Origin of the sequence: Pseudomonas sp. PA15(2017) (genome assembly GCF_001945395.1) — a bacterium.
GTDB lineage: Bacteria > Pseudomonadota > Gammaproteobacteria > Pseudomonadales > Pseudomonadaceae > Aquipseudomonas.
In genome coordinates this window covers 95,925-116,134 of sequence record NZ_MSXV01000054.1, presented here as the reverse complement: position 1 = coordinate 116,134, position 20,210 = coordinate 95,925, and the positions used below count along the sequence as shown (strand labels likewise).

At 61.5% G+C, this 20,210-nt stretch carries 21 protein-coding genes; 19 read left to right on the top strand and 2 right to left on the bottom strand.

The window, feature by feature from the left end; translation table 11 throughout:
• Positions 1 to 8: 8 nt before the first annotated feature.
• The 15 genes from BVH03_RS19720 (at position 9) to BVH03_RS19650 (ending at position 13,961) form a co-directional block, all read left to right on the top strand.
• Positions 9 to 797 (top strand): ParA family protein, encoded by a 789-nt coding sequence (locus BVH03_RS19720; RefSeq protein WP_075962767.1) that lies wholly within the window; start codon positions 9 to 11, stop codon positions 795 to 797.
• 11 nt (positions 798 to 808) lie between these two features.
• Positions 809 to 1,681 carry a ParB/RepB/Spo0J family partition protein gene (locus tag BVH03_RS19715; protein ID WP_075962766.1) on the top strand — a complete coding sequence of 291 codons (873 nt, stop codon included), beginning with the start codon at positions 809 to 811 and terminating at the stop codon, positions 1,679 to 1,681.
• 157 nt (positions 1,682 to 1,838) lie between these two features.
• Positions 1,839 to 2,231: a F0F1 ATP synthase subunit I gene (locus BVH03_RS19710; protein ID WP_075962765.1), complete on the top strand. Its 393-nt coding sequence runs from the start codon at positions 1,839 to 1,841 to the stop codon at positions 2,229 to 2,231.
• A 31-nt stretch (positions 2,232 to 2,262) separates the two neighbouring features.
• Positions 2,263 to 3,132 (top strand): F0F1 ATP synthase subunit A, encoded by an 870-nt coding sequence (gene atpB, locus BVH03_RS19705; RefSeq protein ID WP_075962764.1) that lies wholly within the window; start codon positions 2,263 to 2,265, stop codon positions 3,130 to 3,132.
• A gap of 152 nt (positions 3,133 to 3,284) precedes the next feature.
• Complete coding sequence (gene atpE / locus BVH03_RS19700; RefSeq protein WP_003097235.1) at positions 3,285 to 3,542, top strand: F0F1 ATP synthase subunit C; 258 nt, start codon at positions 3,285 to 3,287, stop codon at positions 3,540 to 3,542.
• A 58-nt stretch (positions 3,543 to 3,600) separates the two neighbouring features.
• Positions 3,601 to 4,071 carry a F0F1 ATP synthase subunit B gene (locus tag BVH03_RS19695; protein ID WP_075962763.1) on the top strand — a complete coding sequence of 157 codons (471 nt, stop codon included), beginning with the start codon at positions 3,601 to 3,603 and terminating at the stop codon, positions 4,069 to 4,071.
• Positions 4,072 to 4,085: 14 nt separating this feature from the next.
• Positions 4,086 to 4,622, top strand: coding sequence for a F0F1 ATP synthase subunit delta (locus BVH03_RS19690; protein ID WP_075962762.1), 537 nt, complete (start codon positions 4,086 to 4,088; stop codon positions 4,620 to 4,622).
• A 21-nt stretch (positions 4,623 to 4,643) separates the two neighbouring features.
• Entirely contained in the window at positions 4,644 to 6,188 is a 1,545-nt protein-coding gene (gene atpA, locus BVH03_RS19685) for a F0F1 ATP synthase subunit alpha (RefSeq protein ID WP_013793554.1), read from the top strand.
• Positions 6,189 to 6,238: 50 nt separating this feature from the next.
• Entirely contained in the window at positions 6,239 to 7,099 is an 861-nt protein-coding gene (gene atpG, locus BVH03_RS19680) for a F0F1 ATP synthase subunit gamma (RefSeq protein WP_027904139.1), read from the top strand.
• A gap of 46 nt (positions 7,100 to 7,145) precedes the next feature.
• A complete protein-coding gene (atpD, locus tag BVH03_RS19675; protein ID WP_013793552.1) occupies positions 7,146 to 8,522 on the top strand; it encodes a F0F1 ATP synthase subunit beta in 1,377 nt (458 codons plus the stop codon).
• A gap of 42 nt (positions 8,523 to 8,564) precedes the next feature.
• Positions 8,565 to 8,993 (top strand): F0F1 ATP synthase subunit epsilon, encoded by a 429-nt coding sequence (locus tag BVH03_RS19670; protein ID WP_070884871.1) that lies wholly within the window; start codon positions 8,565 to 8,567, stop codon positions 8,991 to 8,993.
• Positions 8,994 to 9,191: 198 nt separating this feature from the next.
• Positions 9,192 to 10,556 (top strand): bifunctional UDP-N-acetylglucosamine diphosphorylase/glucosamine-1-phosphate N-acetyltransferase GlmU, encoded by a 1,365-nt coding sequence (glmU, locus tag BVH03_RS19665; RefSeq protein ID WP_075962761.1) that lies wholly within the window; start codon positions 9,192 to 9,194, stop codon positions 10,554 to 10,556.
• A 135-nt stretch (positions 10,557 to 10,691) separates the two neighbouring features.
• Positions 10,692 to 11,465 carry a DeoR/GlpR family DNA-binding transcription regulator gene (locus BVH03_RS19660; protein ID WP_075962760.1) on the top strand — a complete coding sequence of 258 codons (774 nt, stop codon included), beginning with the start codon at positions 10,692 to 10,694 and terminating at the stop codon, positions 11,463 to 11,465.
• 10 nt (positions 11,466 to 11,475) lie between these two features.
• The gene (glmS, locus tag BVH03_RS19655) at positions 11,476 to 13,314 is read left to right on the top strand and encodes a glutamine--fructose-6-phosphate transaminase (isomerizing) (RefSeq protein ID WP_075962759.1); all 1,839 of its coding nucleotides are present in this window, start codon (positions 11,476 to 11,478) and stop codon (positions 13,312 to 13,314) included.
• Positions 13,314 to 13,961 (top strand): YitT family protein, encoded by a 648-nt coding sequence (locus BVH03_RS19650; protein WP_075962758.1) that lies wholly within the window; start codon positions 13,314 to 13,316, stop codon positions 13,959 to 13,961. Before glmS ends, BVH03_RS19650 begins: the two co-directional genes overlap by 1 nt.
• 61 nt (positions 13,962 to 14,022) lie before the next feature.
• Here the strand turns inward: BVH03_RS19650 and map are convergent, their stop codons facing one another.
• Both map and BVH03_RS19640 read right to left on the bottom strand, forming a co-directional pair.
• Positions 14,023 to 14,790 (bottom strand): type I methionyl aminopeptidase, encoded by a 768-nt coding sequence (gene map / locus BVH03_RS19645; protein ID WP_075962757.1) that lies wholly within the window; start codon positions 14,788 to 14,790, stop codon positions 14,023 to 14,025.
• Positions 14,787 to 14,996 carry a ParD-like family protein gene (locus BVH03_RS19640; protein WP_075962756.1) on the bottom strand — a complete coding sequence of 70 codons (210 nt, stop codon included), beginning with the start codon at positions 14,994 to 14,996 and terminating at the stop codon, positions 14,787 to 14,789. Before BVH03_RS19640 ends, map begins: the two co-directional genes overlap by 4 nt.
• A 206-nt stretch (positions 14,997 to 15,202) precedes the next feature.
• Between BVH03_RS19640 and BVH03_RS19635 the strand changes: the two genes are divergently transcribed.
• The 4 genes from BVH03_RS19635 (at position 15,203) to BVH03_RS19620 (ending at position 20,038) form a co-directional block, all read left to right on the top strand.
• Positions 15,203 to 15,721: a sigma-70 family RNA polymerase sigma factor gene (locus BVH03_RS19635; protein WP_075962755.1), complete on the top strand. Its 519-nt coding sequence runs from the start codon at positions 15,203 to 15,205 to the stop codon at positions 15,719 to 15,721.
• The gene (locus BVH03_RS19630; RefSeq protein WP_075962754.1) at positions 15,718 to 16,644 is read left to right on the top strand and encodes a DUF4880 domain-containing protein; all 927 of its coding nucleotides are present in this window, start codon (positions 15,718 to 15,720) and stop codon (positions 16,642 to 16,644) included. The genes BVH03_RS19635 and BVH03_RS19630 overlap by 4 nt, the downstream gene beginning before the upstream one ends.
• A gap of 176 nt (positions 16,645 to 16,820) precedes the next feature.
• Positions 16,821 to 19,196 carry a TonB-dependent siderophore receptor gene (locus BVH03_RS19625; RefSeq protein ID WP_075962753.1) on the top strand — a complete coding sequence of 792 codons (2,376 nt, stop codon included), beginning with the start codon at positions 16,821 to 16,823 and terminating at the stop codon, positions 19,194 to 19,196.
• Positions 19,193 to 20,038: an alpha/beta hydrolase gene (locus BVH03_RS19620; RefSeq protein ID WP_256574763.1), complete on the top strand. Its 846-nt coding sequence runs from the start codon at positions 19,193 to 19,195 to the stop codon at positions 20,036 to 20,038. Before BVH03_RS19625 ends, BVH03_RS19620 begins: the two co-directional genes overlap by 4 nt.
• Positions 20,039 to 20,210 lie beyond the last annotated feature (172 nt).

Below are 20,210 nucleotides of genomic sequence, written 5' to 3'. Positions count from 1 at the left end.
ACGGCAACATGGCTAAAGTATTCGCAATCGCCAACCAGAAAGGCGGCGTGGGCAAGACCACGACCTGCATCAACCTGGCGGCTTCCCTGGTTGCGACCAAACGCCGTGTGCTGCTCATCGATCTCGATCCGCAGGGCAACGCCACCACCGGCAGCGGCATCGACAAGCAGACGCTGGAACACTCCATCTACGACGTGCTGGTCGGCGACTGCAACCTGGTCGAAGCCATGCAGTTCTCCGAGCATGGCGGCTATCAGCTGCTGCCGGCCAACCGCGACCTGACCGCCGCAGAAGTATCCCTGCTGGAAATGAAGATGAAGGAGAGCCGCCTGCGTTATGCACTGGCGCCGATCCGCGAGAACTACGATTACATTCTCATCGACTGCCCGCCGGCACTGTCGATGCTGACGATCAATGCCCTGGTCGCCTCCGACGGGGTGATCATTCCCATGCAGTGCGAGTACTACGCACTGGAGGGGCTGAGCGATCTGGTCAACAGCATCCAGCGCATCGGCAAGCTGCTCAACCCGACGCTGAAGATCGAAGGCCTGCTGCGTACCATGTACGATCCGCGCATCAGCCTGACCAGCGACGTGTCTGCCCAGCTCAAGGAACATTTCCCCGACACGCTCTATCAAACCGTGATCCCGCGCAACGTGCGACTGGCCGAAGCGCCCAGCTTCGGTATGCCGGCGCTGGTCTATGACAAGCAATCCCGTGGTGCGATCGCCTACCTGGCACTGGCTGGCGAACTGGTTCGCCGCCAGCGCGCGAGCGCCCACACCGCAACCGTATAAGGAAACTGTGCATGGCTGCCAAGAAACGTGGGCTCGGTCGAGGCCTGGACGCCCTGCTGGGAGGCACCAGCGTCGATACGCTCGAGCAGGAAGCGGTCAAGGCCGATACCCGTGAGCTGCAGCACCTGCCTCTGGACCTGATTCAGCGCGGCAAGTACCAGCCGCGTCGCGATATGGACGTCACCGCGCTTGAGGAACTGAGCCAGTCGATCAAGGCCCACGGCGTGATGCAGCCGATCGTGGTGCGTCCGGTGGGCGAAGGGCGTTTCGAGATCGTTGCCGGTGAACGCCGCTGGCGTGCTACCCAGCAGGCCGGTCTGGATCGCATCCCGGCACTGGTACGCGAGTTGCCGGACGAAGCCGCCATCGCCATGGCGCTGATCGAGAACATCCAGCGCGAGGACCTCAATCCCATCGAGGAAGCCATGGCCCTGCAGCGCCTGCAGCAGGAATTCCAGCTGACCCAGCAACAGGTCGCCGAGGCCGTCGGCAAATCGCGGGTGACCATCACCAACCTGTTGCGCCTGATCGCCCTGCCCGAGGAGGTGAAAACCCTGCTCTCCCATGGCGACCTGGAAATGGGCCATGCCCGCGCGCTGCTCGGCCTGCCGGTCGAACAGCAGACCGAAGGTGCGCGACACGTTGTCGCACGGGGTCTTACCGTACGTCAGACCGAGGCGCTGGTACGCCAGTGGTTGAACACCCAGGAGCGGCCAACTGCCACTACCAAGGTCGATCCGGATATCAGCCGGCTCGAACAGCGCCTGGCTGAGCGGCTGGGCTCTCCGGTGCAGATCAAGCATGGCCAGAAAGGCAAAGGCCAACTGGTGATTCGCTACAATTCCCTCGACGAACTTCAGGGCGTTCTAGCCCACATTCGCTGAAACAATTGCTCTTCGAGCACCACGGCGAAAAGACTTTCGGGCAGTTGAATGGGGTGGGAACCGCCCCTATACTCTGCGCGCATTTCGACGGCACAAAATGTGCCAAGTTATTGAATAGCTTGGCAACGATATCTCAGAGTGTTTCCCGGGAAAATTGATGGATATCCGCACGCCAAAACGCCTGCCGCTCCATCGCTTGCCGGTGTTTCCGATTCTCGTGAAGCAATTGCTGGTGCTGTTGGTTCTTGCTGTTGCCTGTTGGTACTGGAAGGGCACGACGGCAGGATATTCCGGATTGTGCGGCGGGCTGATCGCCTGGCTGCCGAATCTGTACTTTGCCCACAAGGCATTCCGGTTTTCCGGAGCGCGGGCAGCCCAGGCCATCGTCCGGTCGTTTTACGCCGGCGAAGCAGGGAAACTGGTTTTGACAGCGGTGCTTTTCGCACTGGTGTTTGCAGGTGTGAAGCCTTTGGATGCGGCGGCCTTGTTCGGCGTATTCCTGCTGACCCAATTGGTCAACTGGTTCGCACCCTTGCTGATGAAGAGATGATTTTTAAAGCCTTAGAGCGTTTGAGGAATTTATGGCAGCTGCAGAAACCGCTTCGGGTTATATCCAGCATCACTTGCAGAACCTGACCTTCGGTCAGCACCCGGTCAATGGCTGGGGGTTCGCCCACACGGCCCAGGAAGCCAAAGAAATGGGTTTCTGGGCATTCCACCTCGATACCCTGGGTATCTCGGTGGTGCTGGGCCTGATCTTCATCTTCCTGTTCAAGGCAGCTGCCAAGCGCGCCACTTCCGGTCAGCCCGGCGGTCTGCAGAACTTCGTCGAAGTGCTGGTCGAGTTCGTCGACGGCAGCGTGAAGGACACCTTCCACGGCCGTAACGCCCTGATCGCCCCGCTGGCTCTGACCATCTTCGTCTGGATCTTCCTGATGAACCTGATGGACCTGGTGCCGGTTGACTGGATTCCGGTTGCAGCCGCCAAGATCGCTGGTGATGATCACCTGTTCTTCCGCGCCGTACCGACCACCGACCCGAACGCCACCCTGGGCATGGCCCTGTCGGTATTCGCGCTGATCATCTTCTACAGCATCAAGGTCAAGGGCATCGGCGGCTTCCTGGGCGAGCTGACCCTGCACCCGTTCAGCGCCAAGAACATCTTCGTCAAGATCCTGCTGATCCCGGTCAACTTCCTGCTGGAATTCGTGACCCTGATCGCCAAGCCGGTTTCCCTGGCCCTGCGACTGTTCGGCAACCTGTACGCCGGCGAGCTGATCTTCATCCTCATCGCGGTCATGTTCGGCGGCGGCATTCTGTTGGCAGCACTGGCAGGCGTCCTGCAGTGGGCCTGGGCAGTCTTCCACCTGATCATCATCACGCTGCAGGCCTTCATCTTCATGATGCTGACCATCGTCTACCTGTCGATGGCGCACGAAGACAGCCATTGATGGACGTGTCGCGCGTCACCGACGCGCGGCGTTGTCGATGGATCCGGCCTCGGCTGGAACGCCCGCAAGGGCACTGGAAGTAACGGTTTTGCTTTACCGCTTTACCCTTAGAAAAACCTTAACCAATACGACGTAAAAAGTCGGGAGGAAAGATGGAAACTGTAGTTGGTCTGACCGCGATCGCTGTTGCTCTGCTGATTGGCCTGGGCGCTCTGGGTACCGCTATCGGCTTCGGCCTGCTGGGCGGCAAGTTCCTGGAAGGCGCTGCGCGTCAGCCGGAAATGGTTCCGATGCTGCAAGTCAAAATGTTCATCGTCGCCGGCCTGCTGGACGCCGTGACCATGATCGGTGTTGGTATCGCACTGTTCTTCACCTTCGCGAACCCCTTCGTTGGTCAAATCGCTGGCTAATCACTCGAGTTTTTCGAGTTGATTGGTGTGATGGACAACGAACGAGCGAGGTGTTGGCGTGAACATTAATGCAACCCTGATTGGCCAGTCCGTTGCCTTCTTCATCTTCGTGCTGTTCTGCATGAAGTTCGTATGGCCTCCGGTCATTGCGGCTTTGCAAGAACGTCAGAAGAAGATTGCTGAAGGTCTGGACGCTGCCAGTCGTGCGGCTCGTGACCTGGAGTTGGCCCAAGAGAAAGCGGGTCAGCAACTGCGCGAAGCCAAGACACAGGCTGCTGAAATCATTGAGCAAGCCAAGAAACGCGCGAACCAGATCGTCGATGAAGCCCGTGATCAGGCTCGCGTCGAGGCGGATCGTGTGAAGGCTCAGGCTCAGGCCGAGATCGAACAGGAAATCAACAGCATCAAAGACGCCCTGCGTGCCCAAGTGGGTGCCCTGGCCGTCGGCGGTGCCGAGAAGATCCTGGGCGCATCCATCGACCAAAACGCGCATGCGGAGCTGGTTTCCAAACTGGCCGCCGAAATTTAAGCGAGGGCGCGATCATGGCAGAACTGACCACGTTGGCCCGACCTTATGCCAAGGCGGCTTTCGAATACGCCCAGGCCCACCAGCAGCTGGCCTCTTGGTCAGCCATGCTCGGCCTGGCAGCGGCGGTGTCTCAGGACGCCACCCTGCAGAGCGTGTTCAAGGCCCCGCGTTTGACGAGTACAGACAAGGCCACCACCTTCGTCGAGGTGTGTGGTGACAAGTTCGACGCCCAGGTACGCAATTTCATCCACGTTGTCGCAGACAACGATCGTCTGGCCCTGTTGCCGGAAATCTTCGCACTGTTCGAGCTGTACAAGGCCGAACAGGAGAAGTCGATCGACGTGGACGTTACCAGTGCCTTCGCATTGAGCGATGAACAGCAAGACAAACTCGCCAAGGTTCTCAGTGCACGGCTCGGCCGGGAAGTGCGCCTGCACGCTGCGGAGGACGCCGCCTTGATTGGTGGTGTCGTGATCCGCGCCGGCGACCTGGTTATCGATGGCTCAGTTCGCGGCAAGATCGCGAAGCTGGCCGAAGCATTGAAATCTTGAGTTTGAAGGGGCAGCAGAGCTATGCAGCAACTCAATCCTTCCGAAATTAGTGAAATCATCAAGGGACGTATCGAGAAACTCGACGTCTCTTCCCAAGCCCGTAACGAAGGCACCATCGTCAGCGTATCCGACGGTATCGTGCGTATTCACGGTCTCGCCGACGTCATGTACGGTGAAATGATCGAGTTCCCGGGCAGCGTCTACGGTATGGCACTGAACCTGGAGCAAGACTCCGTCGGTGCCGTTGTCCTGGGTGCGTACACCACCCTGGCCGAAGGCATGAGCGCCAAGTGCACTGGCCGCATCCTGGAAGTTCCGGTTGGTCCGGAACTGCTGGGCCGCGTCGTCGACGCACTGGGCAACCCGATCGATGGCAAAGGCCCGATCAATACCGCCGCTACCGACGCTGTCGAGAAAGTGGCTCCAGGTGTGATCTGGCGTAAGTCGGTCGACCAGCCGGTACAGACCGGCTACAAGTCGGTCGATGCCATGATCCCGGTAGGCCGTGGCCAGCGCGAGCTGATCATCGGTGACCGCCAGATCGGTAAGACTGCCCTGGCCGTCGACGCCATCATCAACCAGAAGAACAGCGGCATCTTCTGCGTCTACGTCGCTGTTGGTCAGAAGCAATCGACCATCGCCAACGTGGTTCGCAAACTCGAAGAGTCTGGCGCTCTGGCCAATACCATCGTCGTCGCTGCTTCGGCTTCCGAGTCCGCTGCGCTGCAGTTCCTGGCACCGTACGCCGGCTGCACCATGGGCGAGTACTTCCGCGACCGCGGTGAAGATGCACTGATCGTTTACGATGACCTGTCCAAGCAGGCCGTCGCCTACCGTCAGATCTCCCTGCTGCTGCGCCGTCCGCCAGGCCGTGAAGCCTACCCAGGCGACGTGTTCTATCTCCACAGCCGTCTGCTGGAGCGTGCATCGCGCGTTTCCGAAGAGTACGTCGAGAAGTTCACCAATGGCGCCGTGACTGGCAAGACCGGTTCCCTGACCGCTCTGCCGATCATCGAAACCCAGGCTGGCGACGTTTCCGCGTTCGTTCCGACCAACGTGATTTCCATCACCGACGGTCAGATCTTCCTGGAATCGGCCATGTTCAACTCGGGTATCCGTCCGGCCGTCAACGCCGGTATTTCGGTATCCCGTGTGGGTGGAGCTGCGCAGACCAAGATCATCAAGAAGCTCTCCGGTGGTATCCGTACCGCTCTGGCTCAGTACCGTGAACTGGCGGCATTCGCCCAGTTCGCTTCTGACCTGGACGAAGCCACCCGCAAGCAGCTCGAGCATGGTCAGCGCGTTACCGAGCTGATGAAGCAGAAGCAATACGCTCCGATGTCCATCGCGGACATGGCGCTGTCGCTGTATGCCGCCGAGCGTGGTTTCCTGACCGACATCGAAGTCGCCAAGATCATCAGCTTCGAGCAGGCTCTGATCGCCTTCTTCAACCGTGATCACGCCGATCTGATGGCGAAGATCAACGAGAAGGGTGACTTCAATGACGACATCGATGGCCAGCTCAAAGCCGGTATCGAGAAGTTCAAAGCCACCCAAACCTGGTAAGCCGCAGCGGGCGTCGCCAGACGCCCGCCTGCTAACCCGATAGGTGTGAAATGGCAGGCGCAAAAGAGATTCGCAGCAAGATTGCGAGCATCAAAAGCACGCAGAAGATCACCAGCGCCATGGAAAAGGTGGCGGTCAGCAAGATGCGCAAGGCACAACAGCGCATGGCAGCTAGCCGTCCCTACGCGGAGCGTATCCGCCAGGTAATTGGTCATCTGGCCAACGCCAACCCCGAGTACCGTCATCCCTTCATGATCGAACGCGAAGTAAAGCGCGTCGGTTACGTGGTGGTGAGTTCGGACCGTGGTCTGTGCGGTGGCTTGAATACCAACCTGTTCAAGGCCCTGGTCAAGGACATGTCGGCAAACCGCGAGCGCGGCGTGGAGATCGATCTCTGCGTAGTTGGTAGCAAGGGTGCGGCGTTCTTCCGCAACTTTGGTGGCAACGTGGTCGCTGCGATCAGCCACCTCGGCGAAGAGCCGTCGATCAACGATCTGATCGGCAGCGTCAAGGTGATGCTCGATGCTTACCTGGAAGGGCGCATCGACCGTTTGTCCGTGGTTTCCAACAAGTTCATCAATACCATGACCCAGAAGCCGACCGTGGAGCAGTTGATTCCACTGGTGGCCGATCCGGATCAGGAACTGAAACACCACTGGGACTACCTGTACGAACCCGACGCCAAGCAGCTGCTTGACGGGCTGATGGTGCGCTACGTGGAGTCGCAGGTGTACCAGGCAGTGGTCGAGAACAATGCAGCCGAACAGGCCGCACGGATGATCGCGATGAAGAACGCCACCGATAACGCGGGCGACCTCATCAAAGACCTGCAGTTGATCTACAACAAGGCACGTCAGGCAGCGATCACCCAGGAAATTTCGGAAATCGTCGGCGGCGCTGCCGCGGTTTAACGGTTCAACCGTCTAGAACGGTTGAAACAAGTCAGAGGAATCAAAGATGAGTAGCGGACGTATCGTTCAAATCATCGGCGCCGTCATCGACGTGGAATTCCCGCGTGACAAGGTGCCGAGTGTTTATGAAGCGCTGAAAGTAGTCGGCGCCGAAACCACGCTGGAAGTTCAGCAGCAGCTGGGCGACGGCGTGGTGCGTACCATTGCGATGGGTTCGACCGAAGGCCTCAAGCGTGGTCTGAACGTCGACAGCACCGGCGCTGGCATCCAGGTACCGGTCGGGGTCAAGACCCTGGGCCGTATCATGGACGTGCTGGGCAACCCGATCGACGAAGCGGGCCCGATTGGCGAAGAAGAGCGCTGGGGCATTCACCGTGCCGCACCGACCTACGCCGAGCAATCCGGCTCCAACGAGCTGCTGGAAACCGGCATCAAGGTCATCGATCTGGTCTGCCCGTTCGCCAAGGGCGGTAAAGTCGGTCTGTTCGGTGGTGCCGGTGTCGGCAAGACCGTAAACATGATGGAGCTGATCCGTAACATCGCCATCGAGCACAGCGGTTATTCCGTGTTCGCCGGTGTGGGTGAGCGTACTCGTGAGGGTAACGACTTCTACCACGAGATGAAGGACTCCAACGTTCTCGACAAGGTAGCCCTGGTCTACGGTCAGATGAACGAGCCACCAGGCAACCGTCTGCGCGTCGCCCTGACCGGCCTGACCATGGCCGAGAAGTTCCGTGACGAAGGCCGTGACGTGCTGTTCTTCGTGGACAACATCTACCGCTACACCCTGGCCGGTACCGAAGTATCCGCACTGCTCGGCCGTATGCCGTCGGCAGTAGGTTACCAGCCGACCCTGGCTGAAGAGATGGGTGTTCTGCAAGAGCGCATCACCTCCACCAAGACCGGTTCGATCACCTCGATCCAGGCCGTATACGTACCTGCGGACGACCTGACCGACCCGAGCCCGGCGACCACCTTCGCCCACTTGGACGCCACCGTCGTACTGTCCCGTGACATCGCCTCCCTGGGTATCTACCCGGCGGTCGACCCACTGGACTCGACTTCGCGCCAGCTGGACCCGAACGTGATCGGCCAGGAGCACTACGACACCGCTCGCGGCGTTCAGTACGTGCTGCAGCGCTACAAAGAGCTGAAGGACATCATCGCGATCCTCGGCATGGACGAACTGTCGGAAGAAGACAAGCAGCTGGTATCGCGTGCTCGTAAGATCCAGCGCTTCCTGTCCCAGCCATTCTTCGTTGCTGAAGTGTTCACCGGTTCGCCAGGCAAGTACGTTTCCCTGAAGGACACCATCGCTGGTTTCAGCGGCATCCTCAAAGGTGAGTACGATCACCTGCCGGAGCAGGCGTTCTACATGGTCGGTGGCATCGAAGAAGCCATCGAGAAAGCGAAGAAACTGTAATCACCCGTGCGCCCGGCAACGGGCGCTTACGTGAGGCTAGATATGGCTATGACAGTCCATTGCGACATCGTCAGCGCAGAAGGCGAGATCTTCTCCGGTCTGGTCGAAATGGTGATCGCCCACGGCAACCTGGGTGATCTGGGGATCTCCCCAGGCCACGCACCGTTGATCACCGACCTCAAGCCGGGCCCGATTCGTCTGGTCAAGCAGGGTGGCGATACCGAGGTGTTCTACATCTCCGGTGGCTTCCTGGAAGTGCAACCGAGCATGGTCAAGGTACTCGCCGATACCGTGCAACGCGCTGCCGATCTGGATGAAGCCTCCGCTCAGGAAGCCGTCAAGGCTGCCGAGAAGGCGTTGAGCGAGCAGGGAGCCGAGTTCGACTACGGTTCCGCCGCTGCTCGTCTGGCCGAGGCCGCAGCCCAGCTGCGCACCGTCCAGCAAATGCGCAAGAAGTTCGGCGGTAGCTGATACCGACGCTCTTCATCGTTGCTTGGAAAAAGGGTAGCCTTGGCTACCCTTTTTCTTGCCTGCGATTTAACCAAGGTTGTGGATAACCCGATCAGGTGAGAGCGGCTTCAGCCGCGATGACCCCTTTTCTGATCGACACTCGCGCAACGGATTGCTGTGAACCCTCTTTCTTTCCGCTCTCGTTTATCTGGATCTGCCATGTCCCTCGATATCGTCATTCTCGCCGCTGGCCAGGGCACCCGCATGCGTTCTGCGCTGCCCAAGGTGCTGCACCCGGTCGCTCACAAGCCCATGCTTGGCCACGTCATCGACACCGCCCGCAGCCTGCAGCCGCAGAGCATCCAGGTGGTGATCGGCCATGGTGCCGAGAAAGTACGTGAGCGCTTGGCGGCCGATGATCTGAATTTCGTCATTCAGGCCGAGCAGCTGGGTACCGGCCACGCGGTGGCCCAGGCACAAGCGGCCTTGAGTGCCGACACGGTGTTGATCCTTTACGGCGACGTGCCGCTGATCGAGCCGGCGACCCTGCAACGCCTGCTGGAGCTGGTCAACGACAACCAGCTGGGCCTGCTCACCGTCGAGCTGGCCGACCCGACCGGCTACGGCCGCATCGTGCGTGACGAGCAGGGCAACGTGCAGGCCATCGTCGAGCACAAGGATGCCAGCGAGGTACAGCGGCAGATCCGCGAAGGCAACACCGGCATTCTCGCCGTGCCCGGCAAGCGCCTGGGCGACTGGCTGGGGCGCCTCTCGAACAGCAACGCCCAAGGCGAGTACTACCTGACCGATGTGATCGCCATGGCAGTCGCCGACGGCCTGGTAGTGGCCACCGCCACCGCTGCCGACGAGATGGAAGTGCTTGGCGCCAACGATCGTATCCAGCTTTCCCAGCTCGAATGCCATTACCAGCAGCGCATGGCGCGTCGGCTGATGGCCCAGGGCGTAACCCTGCGTGACCCGCACCGCTTCGACGTGCGTGGTGAAGTGACCGTTGGCCGTGACGTGACCATCGACATCAACGTGATCCTCGAAGGTCGTGTCGTGATCGAGGACGATGTACAGATTGGCCCCAACTGCGTGATCAAGGACAGCACCCTGCGCAAGGGCGCCATCGTCAAGGCCAATAGCCATCTGGAAGGCGCTGAAATGGGTGAAGGTGCCGATTGCGGTCCATTCGCCCGCCTGCGTGCCGGCAGCGTGCTGGGCGCCAGGGCCCATGTGGGTAACTTCGTGGAGTTGAAGAACGCCGTGCTCGGCGAGGGTGCCAAGGTCGGTCATCTGAGCTACCTGGGTGATGCCGAGATCGGTGCGCGCAGCAACATCGGTGCCGGCACCATCACCTGCAACTACGACGGTGCCAATAAGCACAGGACCGTGATGGGCGAGGATGTCTTCGTCGGCTCCAACAGCGCGCTGGTTGCGCCCGTAACACTGGGTGATGGTGTCACCACCGCCGCCGGTTCGGTCGTCACCTCGGACGTGCCCGCCAACAACCTGGCCGTTGCCCGTGGTCGTCAGCGTAATATCGATGGTTGGCAGCGTCCGACCAAGAAGAAGCCTTGATCGCAGCCTGTGGATAACCTGACAACTGGTCTAGTACAATAGCTCCATGCGTTATCCACACCCCTTGAGCTGCTTGACAGTAAAGCGTCGTTAGGTTTTGATTCGCGAAATTATCTTTCGAATCGAAACTTAAGCATGTCAAAACGCAACACGCCGCAACGTCGCCACACCATTCTCGCCCTGCTCGCCGAGCTGGGCGAGGTGAGCGTCGACGCCCTGGCCAAGCGTTTCGCCACCTCCGAAGTCACCATTCGCAAGGATCTTGCCGCGCTGGAAGCCAATGGCCTGCTGCTGCGCCGTTACGGCGGCGCGGTGCCGCTGCCGCAGGAAATGATGGTCGAGAGCAGCCAGCCGGTTTCCCGCTACAAGCAGGCCATTGCCAGGGCGGGCGTAGCGAGGATTCGCGAGCATGCGCGGATCATCATCGACAGCGGCACCACCACGGCAGCGATGATTCCCGAGCTGGGCTACAAGCCTGGGCTGGTGGTGATGACCAATTCCCTGAACGTGGCCAATGCGCTACGCGATATCGAGCACGAGCCGGTGCTGCTGATGACCGGCGGTACCTGGGATCCGCATTCGGAATCCTTTCAGGGCCAGGTCGCCGAGCAGGTGCTGCGCTCTTATGATTTCGACCAGCTGTTCATCGGTGCCGACGGCATCGACCTTCAGCGCGGCACCACCACCTTCAACGAATTGCTGGGCCTGTCACGGGTCATGGCCGAGGTGGCCCGTGAGGTGATCGTCATGGTCGAGAGCGACAAGATCGGCCGGCGCATTCCCAATCTCGAGCTGCCCTGGGGCAGCGTGCATACCCTGATTACCGACGAGCGTCTCGACAGCGAGGCGCGCGAACAACTCTTGGCCCGCGGGATCCAGCTGATCTGCGCGGCCACTGACGCATCCTGAGGAGAACGCTATGTGTGGCATCGTAGGCGCCATTGCCGAACGCAACATCACCGCCGTGCTGGTCGAGGGCCTCAAGCGCCTCGAGTACCGCGGCTATGACAGCTCCGGCGTGGCGCTGCTCGATGACATGGGCAGCCTGCAGCGCCGTCGTCGCGTCGGCAAGGTCAGCGAGCTTGAAGCGGCACTGGACAGCGAACCGCTGCCGGGCCGCCTGGGTATCGCCCACACCCGTTGGGCCACCCACGGCGTGCCGACCGAAAACAATGCCCATCCACATTTCTCCGGTGACCAACTGGCAGTGGTGCACAACGGCATCATCGAAAACCACGGCCCGCTGCGTGAGCAACTGCAAGGCCTGGGTTATACCTTCAGTTCGGATACCGACACCGAAGTCATCGTGCACCTGCTCGATCACACCCTGAAAAGCCACAGCGACCTGGCCGGCGCCCTCAAGGCCGTGGTCAAGCAACTGCGCGGCGCCTATGGCCTGGCGGTGATCAGTGCGGCCAACCCGGATCGCCTGCTGGCCGCGCGCAGTGGCAGCCCGCTGGTGATCGGTCTGGGCCTGGGCGAGAACTTCCTCGCTTCCGACCAGCTCGCCCTGCGCCAGGTCACCGACCGGTTCATGTACCTGGAAGAGGGTGATATCGCCGAAATCCAGCGCGACAGCGTGCAGATCTGGGATGCCGCCGGCAACCTGGTACAGCGCGAAGCCGTGCAATACCACGAAGGCGCCGATGCGGCCGACAAGGGCGCGTTCCGCCACTTCATGCTCAAGGAAATCCACGAGCAGCCCACCGTCGTGCAACGCACTCTGGAAGGCCGCCTCGGCAGTGACCATGTGCTGGTGCAGGCCTTTGGCCCTCAGGCTGCCGAGCTGTTCGCCAAGGTGCGCAACGTACAGATCGTCGCCTGCGGCACCAGTTACCACGCTGGCATGGTCGCCCGTTACTGGCTCGAAGGGCTGGCGGGCATTCCCTGCCAGGTCGAGGTGGCCAGCGAGTTTCGCTACCGCCGTGTCGCGGTCCAGCCAGATACCCTGTTCGTCAGCATCTCGCAGTCCGGCGAGACCGCCGACACCCTGGCCGCGCTGCGTAACGCCAAGGCCGATGGCGGTTACCTGGCCAGCCTGGCGATCTGCAACGTCGGCATCAGCTCGCTGGTGCGTGAGTCCGACCTGACCCTGCTGACCCATGCCGGCCCGGAAATCGGCGTCGCCTCGACCAAGGCCTTCACCACCCAGTTGGTCGGCCTGATGCTGCTGACCCTGGCCCTCGGTCAGGTAAAGGGCACGCTGCAAAACGGCGTTGCCGCCGAGCTGGTCGACGAGCTGCGCCGCCTGCCGGCGCGCCTGGATGAAGCCCTGGCGATGGACAAGGTCGTCGAGAAGGTTTCCGAGTTGTTCGCCGAAAAGCACCACACCCTGTTCCTCGGCCGTGGCGCCCAGTACCCGGTGGCGATGGAAGGCGCGCTCAAGCTCAAGGAAATCTCCTATATCCACGCCGAAGCCTACCCGGCGGGTGAGCTCAAGCACGGCCCGCTGGCCCTGGTCGATGCCGACATGCCGGTCGTCACCGTGGCGCCCAACAACGACCTGCTCGACAAGCTCAAATCCAACCTGCAGGTGGTTCGCGCCCGGGGTGGCGAGCTGATCGTGTTCGCCGATGCCAGTGCGGCCATGAGCAATGGCGAGGGTACCCACGTGGTGAACATGCCGCACATCCACGACGCCCTGGCCCCGATTCTCTACACCCTGCCGTTGCAGCTGCTGTCCTACCACGTTGCCGTGCTGCGCGGCACCGACGTCGATCAGCCACGCAACCTGGCCAAGTCGGTCACGGTGGAGTGATGGGCGACAAGGCTGTGCTGGCCCAGCTCGGGCCACTCGCCCAACTGCGTGCCGGCCACCTGCCGCAGCGTCTGCTGCAGCTGTTCGTCGGCCTGGCCTTCTTCGGCATTTCCATGGCGATGATGATCCGCGGCAACCTTGGGCTGTCGCCCTGGGATGCGCTGCATGTCGGGCTGGCCAAGTTGCTGCCGTTGAGCTTTGGCTGGATCGTGGTGGGCGTGTCCTTCCTGGTGCTGCTGCTGTGGATTCCGCTGCGGGAGATTCCCGGCCTCGGCACCATCGCCAACGCCGTGGTGATCGGCGTGGTGGCGGACTTCACCCTGCAGATGCTGGTGGCGCCGGAAGGCTTCGTCTGGCGCCTGCTGCTGACCCTGGGCGGCGTTCTGCTCTGCGGTTTCGGCTCGGCACTGTATATCGGCGCCCAGCTGGGGCGTGGCCCGCGTGACGGCCTGATGACCGGCCTGCATCGGGTAACCGGTTATTCGCTGCGCTCCATGCGCACCGCCATCGAATTGGCCGTGCTGCTGGTCGGCACCTTGCTCGCCGGCTACAAAGTGCTGGGCATCGGCACCGTGCTGTTCGCCTTTGGCATTGGGCCGCTGACCCAACTGATGCTGCCTTGGGTGCTGGTCAGGCTCGATAGCTGATTGAACTTATGCGGCCATCGGCTGAATAGGTAGACCGGCCGGTTTTGACGTTAAACCTGTATCAGCGCAGCGGCGTCTCATCCGGTCGTAGGGTCAGCACGCGGACGCCATCGGCGGTGACGGCAACGGTGTGCTCGAACTGCGCGGACAGCAGCCCATCGTTGGTGACTACCGTCCAACCGTCACGCAAGGTCCTGGTACCGGGCTTGCCCTGGTTGATCATCGGCTCGATGGTGAAGGTCATGCCCTCGCGCAGGGTCAGGCCGGTTCCGGCCTTGCCCCAGTGCAGCACTTCCGGTGCTTCATGCATCTGTTTGCCGATGCCATGACCGCAATACTCGCGTACCACCGAATAGCCGTGGGCGCGGGCGTGGCGTTCGATGGCATGGCCAATGTCGCCCAGCCGGCCGCCGGGTCGTACCGCCGCGATCCCTTTCCACAGCGCCTCGTAGGTCACGCGGGTAAGGCGCTGCGCTTCCGGCGATACGCTGCCGATCAGGTAGGTTTTGCTCGAATCGGCGATATAGCCGTTCTTTTCCAGAGTGATATCGACATTTACCAGGTCGCCGTTCTGCAAGATGTCCTTGCCGCTCGGTACCCCGTGGCACACCACTTGGTTGATGGAGGCGTTGAGCGAATAGGCGAAACCGTACTGGCCTTTACTGGCCGGGCGCGCCTTGAGGTTGTGGACAATGAAGTTATCCACAAAGCCGTCGACCTGCAGGGTCGACATCCCGCACAGGTTCAGCTGATCGAGGTGAGTGAAGACCGAGGCCAATAGCCGGCCGGCTTCGGCCATCAAGGTGATTTCCTCCGGCGTCTTGATCATGACGCGTTCGCCAGCCCGGGCGCCGATACGCCGGCAGCACGCAGCTCGGCGGCCATCACTTCGTTGAAGCTGAGGGTTGGATTCATTTCACAGAGCATGCCGATGCGAATCCAGAACCCGGCCTGGGCATTGATGGAGCGGTGCGACACGCTGCTTGCTCGGCGAAGCTGGTCGTGCAGCTCGTCTTCGATATTGACGATACCCATGGTTAATCCTGATATACGAAATATATATGGATCATATATCCATACGCGCGTTTCTGTCATGTCGGGGTGCGAATGACGGCGCTAATGGCGGCTGCCCGTCGATTGATCCTCACCAGAGGTTGTAATAAGAATGATTCGCGAATAATGTGCGCGGTCGCCAGCTTGTCCACGCTGTTCTTCGCGCTTGTCGGCCTCGGAGGGCGTCCATGTCGCTACCTGAAACGGATTCCATCGTCCCGCTCGATGTGCTTTATGGCACGCACCACCGCTGGCTGAATGGCTGGTTGCGGCGTTCGCTCGGCTGTTCGCAGCAGGCGGCGGATCTGGCTCAGGACACCTTCGTGCGGTTGCTGATGCGTGGCAAGCCGATCAGCGATCAGGCACCGCGTGCCTTGCTGGTTCGTGTCGCCCGTGGCCTGGTGATCGATCACTGGCGTCGTGATGCGCTGGAGCGGGCCTACCTCGACGCATTGGCGCAGTTGCCCGAAGCCAGTTACCCGCCGCCGGACGTGCGTCACGAGGCGCTGGAATGCCTGGAGCGAATCGCTGGCTTGCTCGACGGTCTCAAGCCCGCCATACGCGAGGCCTTTCTGCTCTACCAGCTCGGCGGCCTCACTCACCGGCAGATTGCCGAGCAACTGGGGGTTACCAGCCGTACCGTCGAGCGCCATGTAGCGAGTGCATTGCTGCACTGCTATCGCGCCTGCTTCGAGACCACGCAGTGAGTACGACGGAGCGCTTGCCGGAGGCCATCGTCTGCGCGGCCATCGAGTGGCAGATGCGCTTGCGTGACCATGGCGCCGTTACCGATGTGCAACAGCAGTTGCAAAAGTGGTTGGAGTGCGATGCCCGCCATCGTCTGGCCTGGCAGCGCTTGCAGGAGATGGGTGGGCTGTTCCAGGCCAGCCGGTTGCCGGATGCGGCGCAAACAATCCCCTTGTTGCGCCGTGCCGAAGCGGACCTGAGCCGGCGACGCACGCTGAAGTTGCTCGGTCTTGGACTGGTGGTGGGTGGTGCGACGGCGTTGGTGGCGCAAACCTCGCCTACCTGGCGGGCCGATTTCGCCACGGCGACGGGTGAGCGCCGCCGCATCAGTCTGGGCGTGGCGGCGGAGGTGATGCTCAACACCGGAAGTGCCCTGGACGTAGCGGGGCAGGAGTTGATTCTGCGTGCTGGCGAAGCGTTGGTGGAGGGCGTGCACTGGCAGGCCCGCTGCCGTTTCGCCACCTGCCAGGGCCGCAACGCCAGCGTGCTGCTGCGCGAACATGATGGTTACAGCGAGATCCATGTACAGCGTGGCGAGGCGCTGGTGTCCACCGCGGTCGGCCAGGTGCGGCTAAGCGATGGCGAGGGGCTGGGGGTGTCCGCAGCGGCTATGACGCCTCTCGGCAAGGGGCCTGTCGATCCCTTCTCCTGGGCGCGTGGCCTGCTGGTGGTCAGCGATATTCGCCTGGCTGACTTCCTGGCCGAAGCAGGTCGTTATCGAAAGGGTTGGCTGACCTGCGATGACGCCGTTGCCGAACTGCACCTTTCCGGGGTGTTCCGCCTGGATGAGCCCGACGCGATGCTGGGCAACATTGCTCACCTGTTGCCGGTGAGGATCGTCGAGCGCACGCGCTGGTGGGTACGCGTGGTGCCGGTGGCCTGAGGCCTACCGCGAGTGGCTGTTCGAAGGTAGAAGCGGCCATCGATGCAGTACCTGTGGGAGCGGGAAACGTCCGCTACCGCCCCATAACCGCCAATGAAACCCCGATTTCTAAATCGAATGTCGGACTTTTCCGGCTCATCCGGTTAGAGGGAATCACTCCCTCAATGGATACCCTCATGCGTGCTGCCAGCCCCCTGCCATTTCAGCTTCAGCCCCGTACGTTGCCAGGCGCCATCTGCCTGGCGCTGGCCTTGCTTGGTGCAACGGCGAGCATGACGGTGCAGGCTGCCCAGCCAGTCGCTGCAGTCGTCGCCCCGCCTATCGCGGCCGGGCCGCTGGAGCAGGCGCTGAGCACCTTTGCCGAGCGCACCGGGGTCACCTTGTCCTACTCGCCGGATACGGTGCGTGGCCTTAGCAGCCCGGGCCTTTCAGGTGGCGGCCCGCTGGAGGACGGGCTGGCGAAGCTGCTCGATGGTAGCGGCCTGGTCGCCCACAAGACGACGTCGGGCTACGTGGTGCTGCCGGGCAAGGTCGAGGCCAGTATGCAGCTCGAGGCAACCAGCATCGAAGCGGCAGCGACGCCGAATGCCTTCGAGCCGGCGGGTGGTTATTTCGCCAGTAACGCCAGCAGTGCCACCAAGAGCGACAAGCCAATCCTGGAAACCGCGCAAAGCATCAGTGTGGTGACGGCCGAGCAGATCGCCGCTCGCAAGGTCAACCGGGTCGAGGACGCGGTCGCTTACACGGCGGGTGTGCGGGTCGGCGGGTCGGGCCTGGATCCGCGCTTCGACACCATCAACGTGCGTGGCTTCGAGACCACCCAGTCCGCCGATTTTCTGGACGGCTTGCGTCAGGCTGGCAGTGGCTGGTTGGCCTTGCCCACCCTCGAGGCGTATAGCCTGGAGCGCATCGAAGTGCTCAAGGGGCCGGCCTCCGTATTGTATGGGCAGATCAGCCCCGGCGGCATGGTGAACCGGGTCAGCAAGCGGCCAAGCCTGCTGGCGAAGAATGAAGTAGAAGTGCAGGTTGGCAACTACGATCATCGGCAGGGCCAGTTCGATGTGGGCGGCAAGCTGGATGAAGCGGGCAATGTGCTGTTTCGCACCGTGGGCATCTATCGAGATGCCGAGTACTCCATCGAGCAGATGGACAACAACACGCGCCTGCTGGCGCCTTCGCTGAGCTGGCAGATCGACCCGGATACCAGCCTGACGCTGCTGGCCCAGTACCAGGAGCGGCAGACGGCGGCGTCGCCGATGCTCTATCAGGATGGTGATCACCTCACCGGCATCTGGCAGGGCGACGAGTATTTCGACAAGCTCGAACAGCGCAAGTGGACGGTCGGCTACGAGTTCGAGCACGCCTTCAACGACACCTTCAGCCTGCAGCAGAACCTGCGTTACGGTCAGCTGGACACCACCAATCAATACCTGGATGTTGGGCCGGTCAGCGCCGACAACATACTCCCTCGCAGCACCGCAGGCAGCTACGAGGACATGGCCACACTCTCCACCGACACCCGGCTGATCAGTCGTTTCGACACTGGCAACCTGCAACACACGCTGGTCAGCGGTGTGGACTATGCCTGGCTCGATACCGAGTTGCTGTATGCCACAGGCAGCGCACCGTCGCTCGACCTCGATGCCCCCGACTATCATCAACCGATCTCTCGCCCCGACACCGTGTTGGTCGACAGGGATGGCCTGGAGCATCGCGCCGGTGTCTATCTGCAGGATCAGATCGAGCTCGATCGCTGGCGCTTGTCCGCCGGGCTGCGTCGCGACTGGGTGCATGCCCGCTCCAATGGCGACCAGTTCGGTAGCGACATCAACAGCAAGATCACCAATTCGGCCACCACCGGCTCGGTCGGCGCGCTCTACCTGTTCGATAGCGGCCTGGCGCCCTACGCCAGCTACGCGACTTCGTTCCTGCCGCAAAGCGGTTCCGACTCCGCCGGCAACCCATTTTCCCCAAGCGAGGGCGAGCAGTACGAGGTTGGCCTCAAGTACCAGCCGCCGGGTACCAGCACCCTGCTTACGGCCTCGTTGTATCACTTGACCCAGACCAACGTGGTGACGCGAGATCCAGCGAACAGCAGCTTTCAGGTGCAGACCGGCGAGCAGGTTTCTCGCGGCCTCGAGCTCGAAGCGGTCTCCGACTTGAGCGACAGCCTGCGCATGACGGCCAGCTACAGCTTCAACGACGCCGAGGTCACCAAGGACAGCGACTACCAGGGCAAGGCCCCGAAGAACGTACCGCGCCATCTGGCGTCGCTGTGGCTGGATTACCGCCTGCCGTTCGGGCTCGGTGTCTCGGGCGGTGCCCGTTACACCGGCAGCACCTATGGCAACGGTGACAACACCCTGAAGAACGAGGCCTACACCCTGATCGACGCCGGAGTGCACTACGACTTCGGCGGTGGCCTGGATGGCGTGCGCCTGGCGCTCAATGCGCGCAACCTGACCGACAAGCGCTACATCAATTGCCAGGACAGCAATTGCTACCGCGGCGAAGCGCGCAGCGTGGTCACCAGCCTGAGTTACAGCTGGTGATCGCAATCGGCGTACGGGTTGCGTTGTTCGGCGCACTGTTGCTGGCTAGCCTGGCGGCCGCCCAGGCCGAGCCGGTGATGCTGGACGCTACCGAGCAATGGAAGATGAAAAGCGCCGAAGGGCGCGAGTACCGCATCATGATCAGCCTGCCGGAGGGGGACATGCCCTACACCGGCGGCTACCCGGTGATCTACCTGCTCGACGACAATGCCTACTTTCCGGCCTTCCACGCAGCCAAACGTGCTCAGAAGCGGCTGCGCGGAGCGATTCTGGTGGCCATCGGCTATCCAAGCGACACGCCGCTGGACTTCGAGCGTCGTGCATTCGAGCTTTCTCCGCCGCAACCCCCCGAGCGCAACACGCCGCCTCAGGGTGGGCAGGACCTGTTTCTCGACTTCATCGAGGAGCGCCTGATGCCGGAGGTCACCAAGCGCTTCGAGGTCGACCAGGACCAGCGCAGCCTGGTGGGGCACTCCTTTGGCGGGATGTTCGGCATCTATACGCTGTTCACTCGGCCCGCGCTGTTCCAGCACGTGGTAGCGGTCAGCCCAACGCTATGGTGGCGTGATCGCTATCTGCTGGCGCCCGAGCGGACATTCTTCGAGCGCGCCCACGCGGGTCAGCTGAATCTTATCCACAGCAGCCTTACCTTGTTGATCGGTGACCGCGAGGCACCTCAGGGCATCCAGGATGCCCGCGCTCTACAACTGCGCTTGCAGGCTCTTTCGCAGTACGGGTTGCGCAGTGATTTCCAGATTGAGGCCGGCGAGGACCACACATCGATAATGTTCCGGCTAACGTCCCAGGTACTCGACGAGCTGATCGGCACACGACGATTCTGATTTGGAATAGGGCAGGTCGCTACGAATATGGGTATGCAAAAATTGTCCAGGTCCCTGTAAAGCGCGGAATAAAAGGCACCTGAAGGTTTATCCACAAATACTCATGGGTTTTATCCAGGGCTCCTGTGAACAAACCCTGGCTACTGATCAAATTCTGTACAATCTTCTGAGA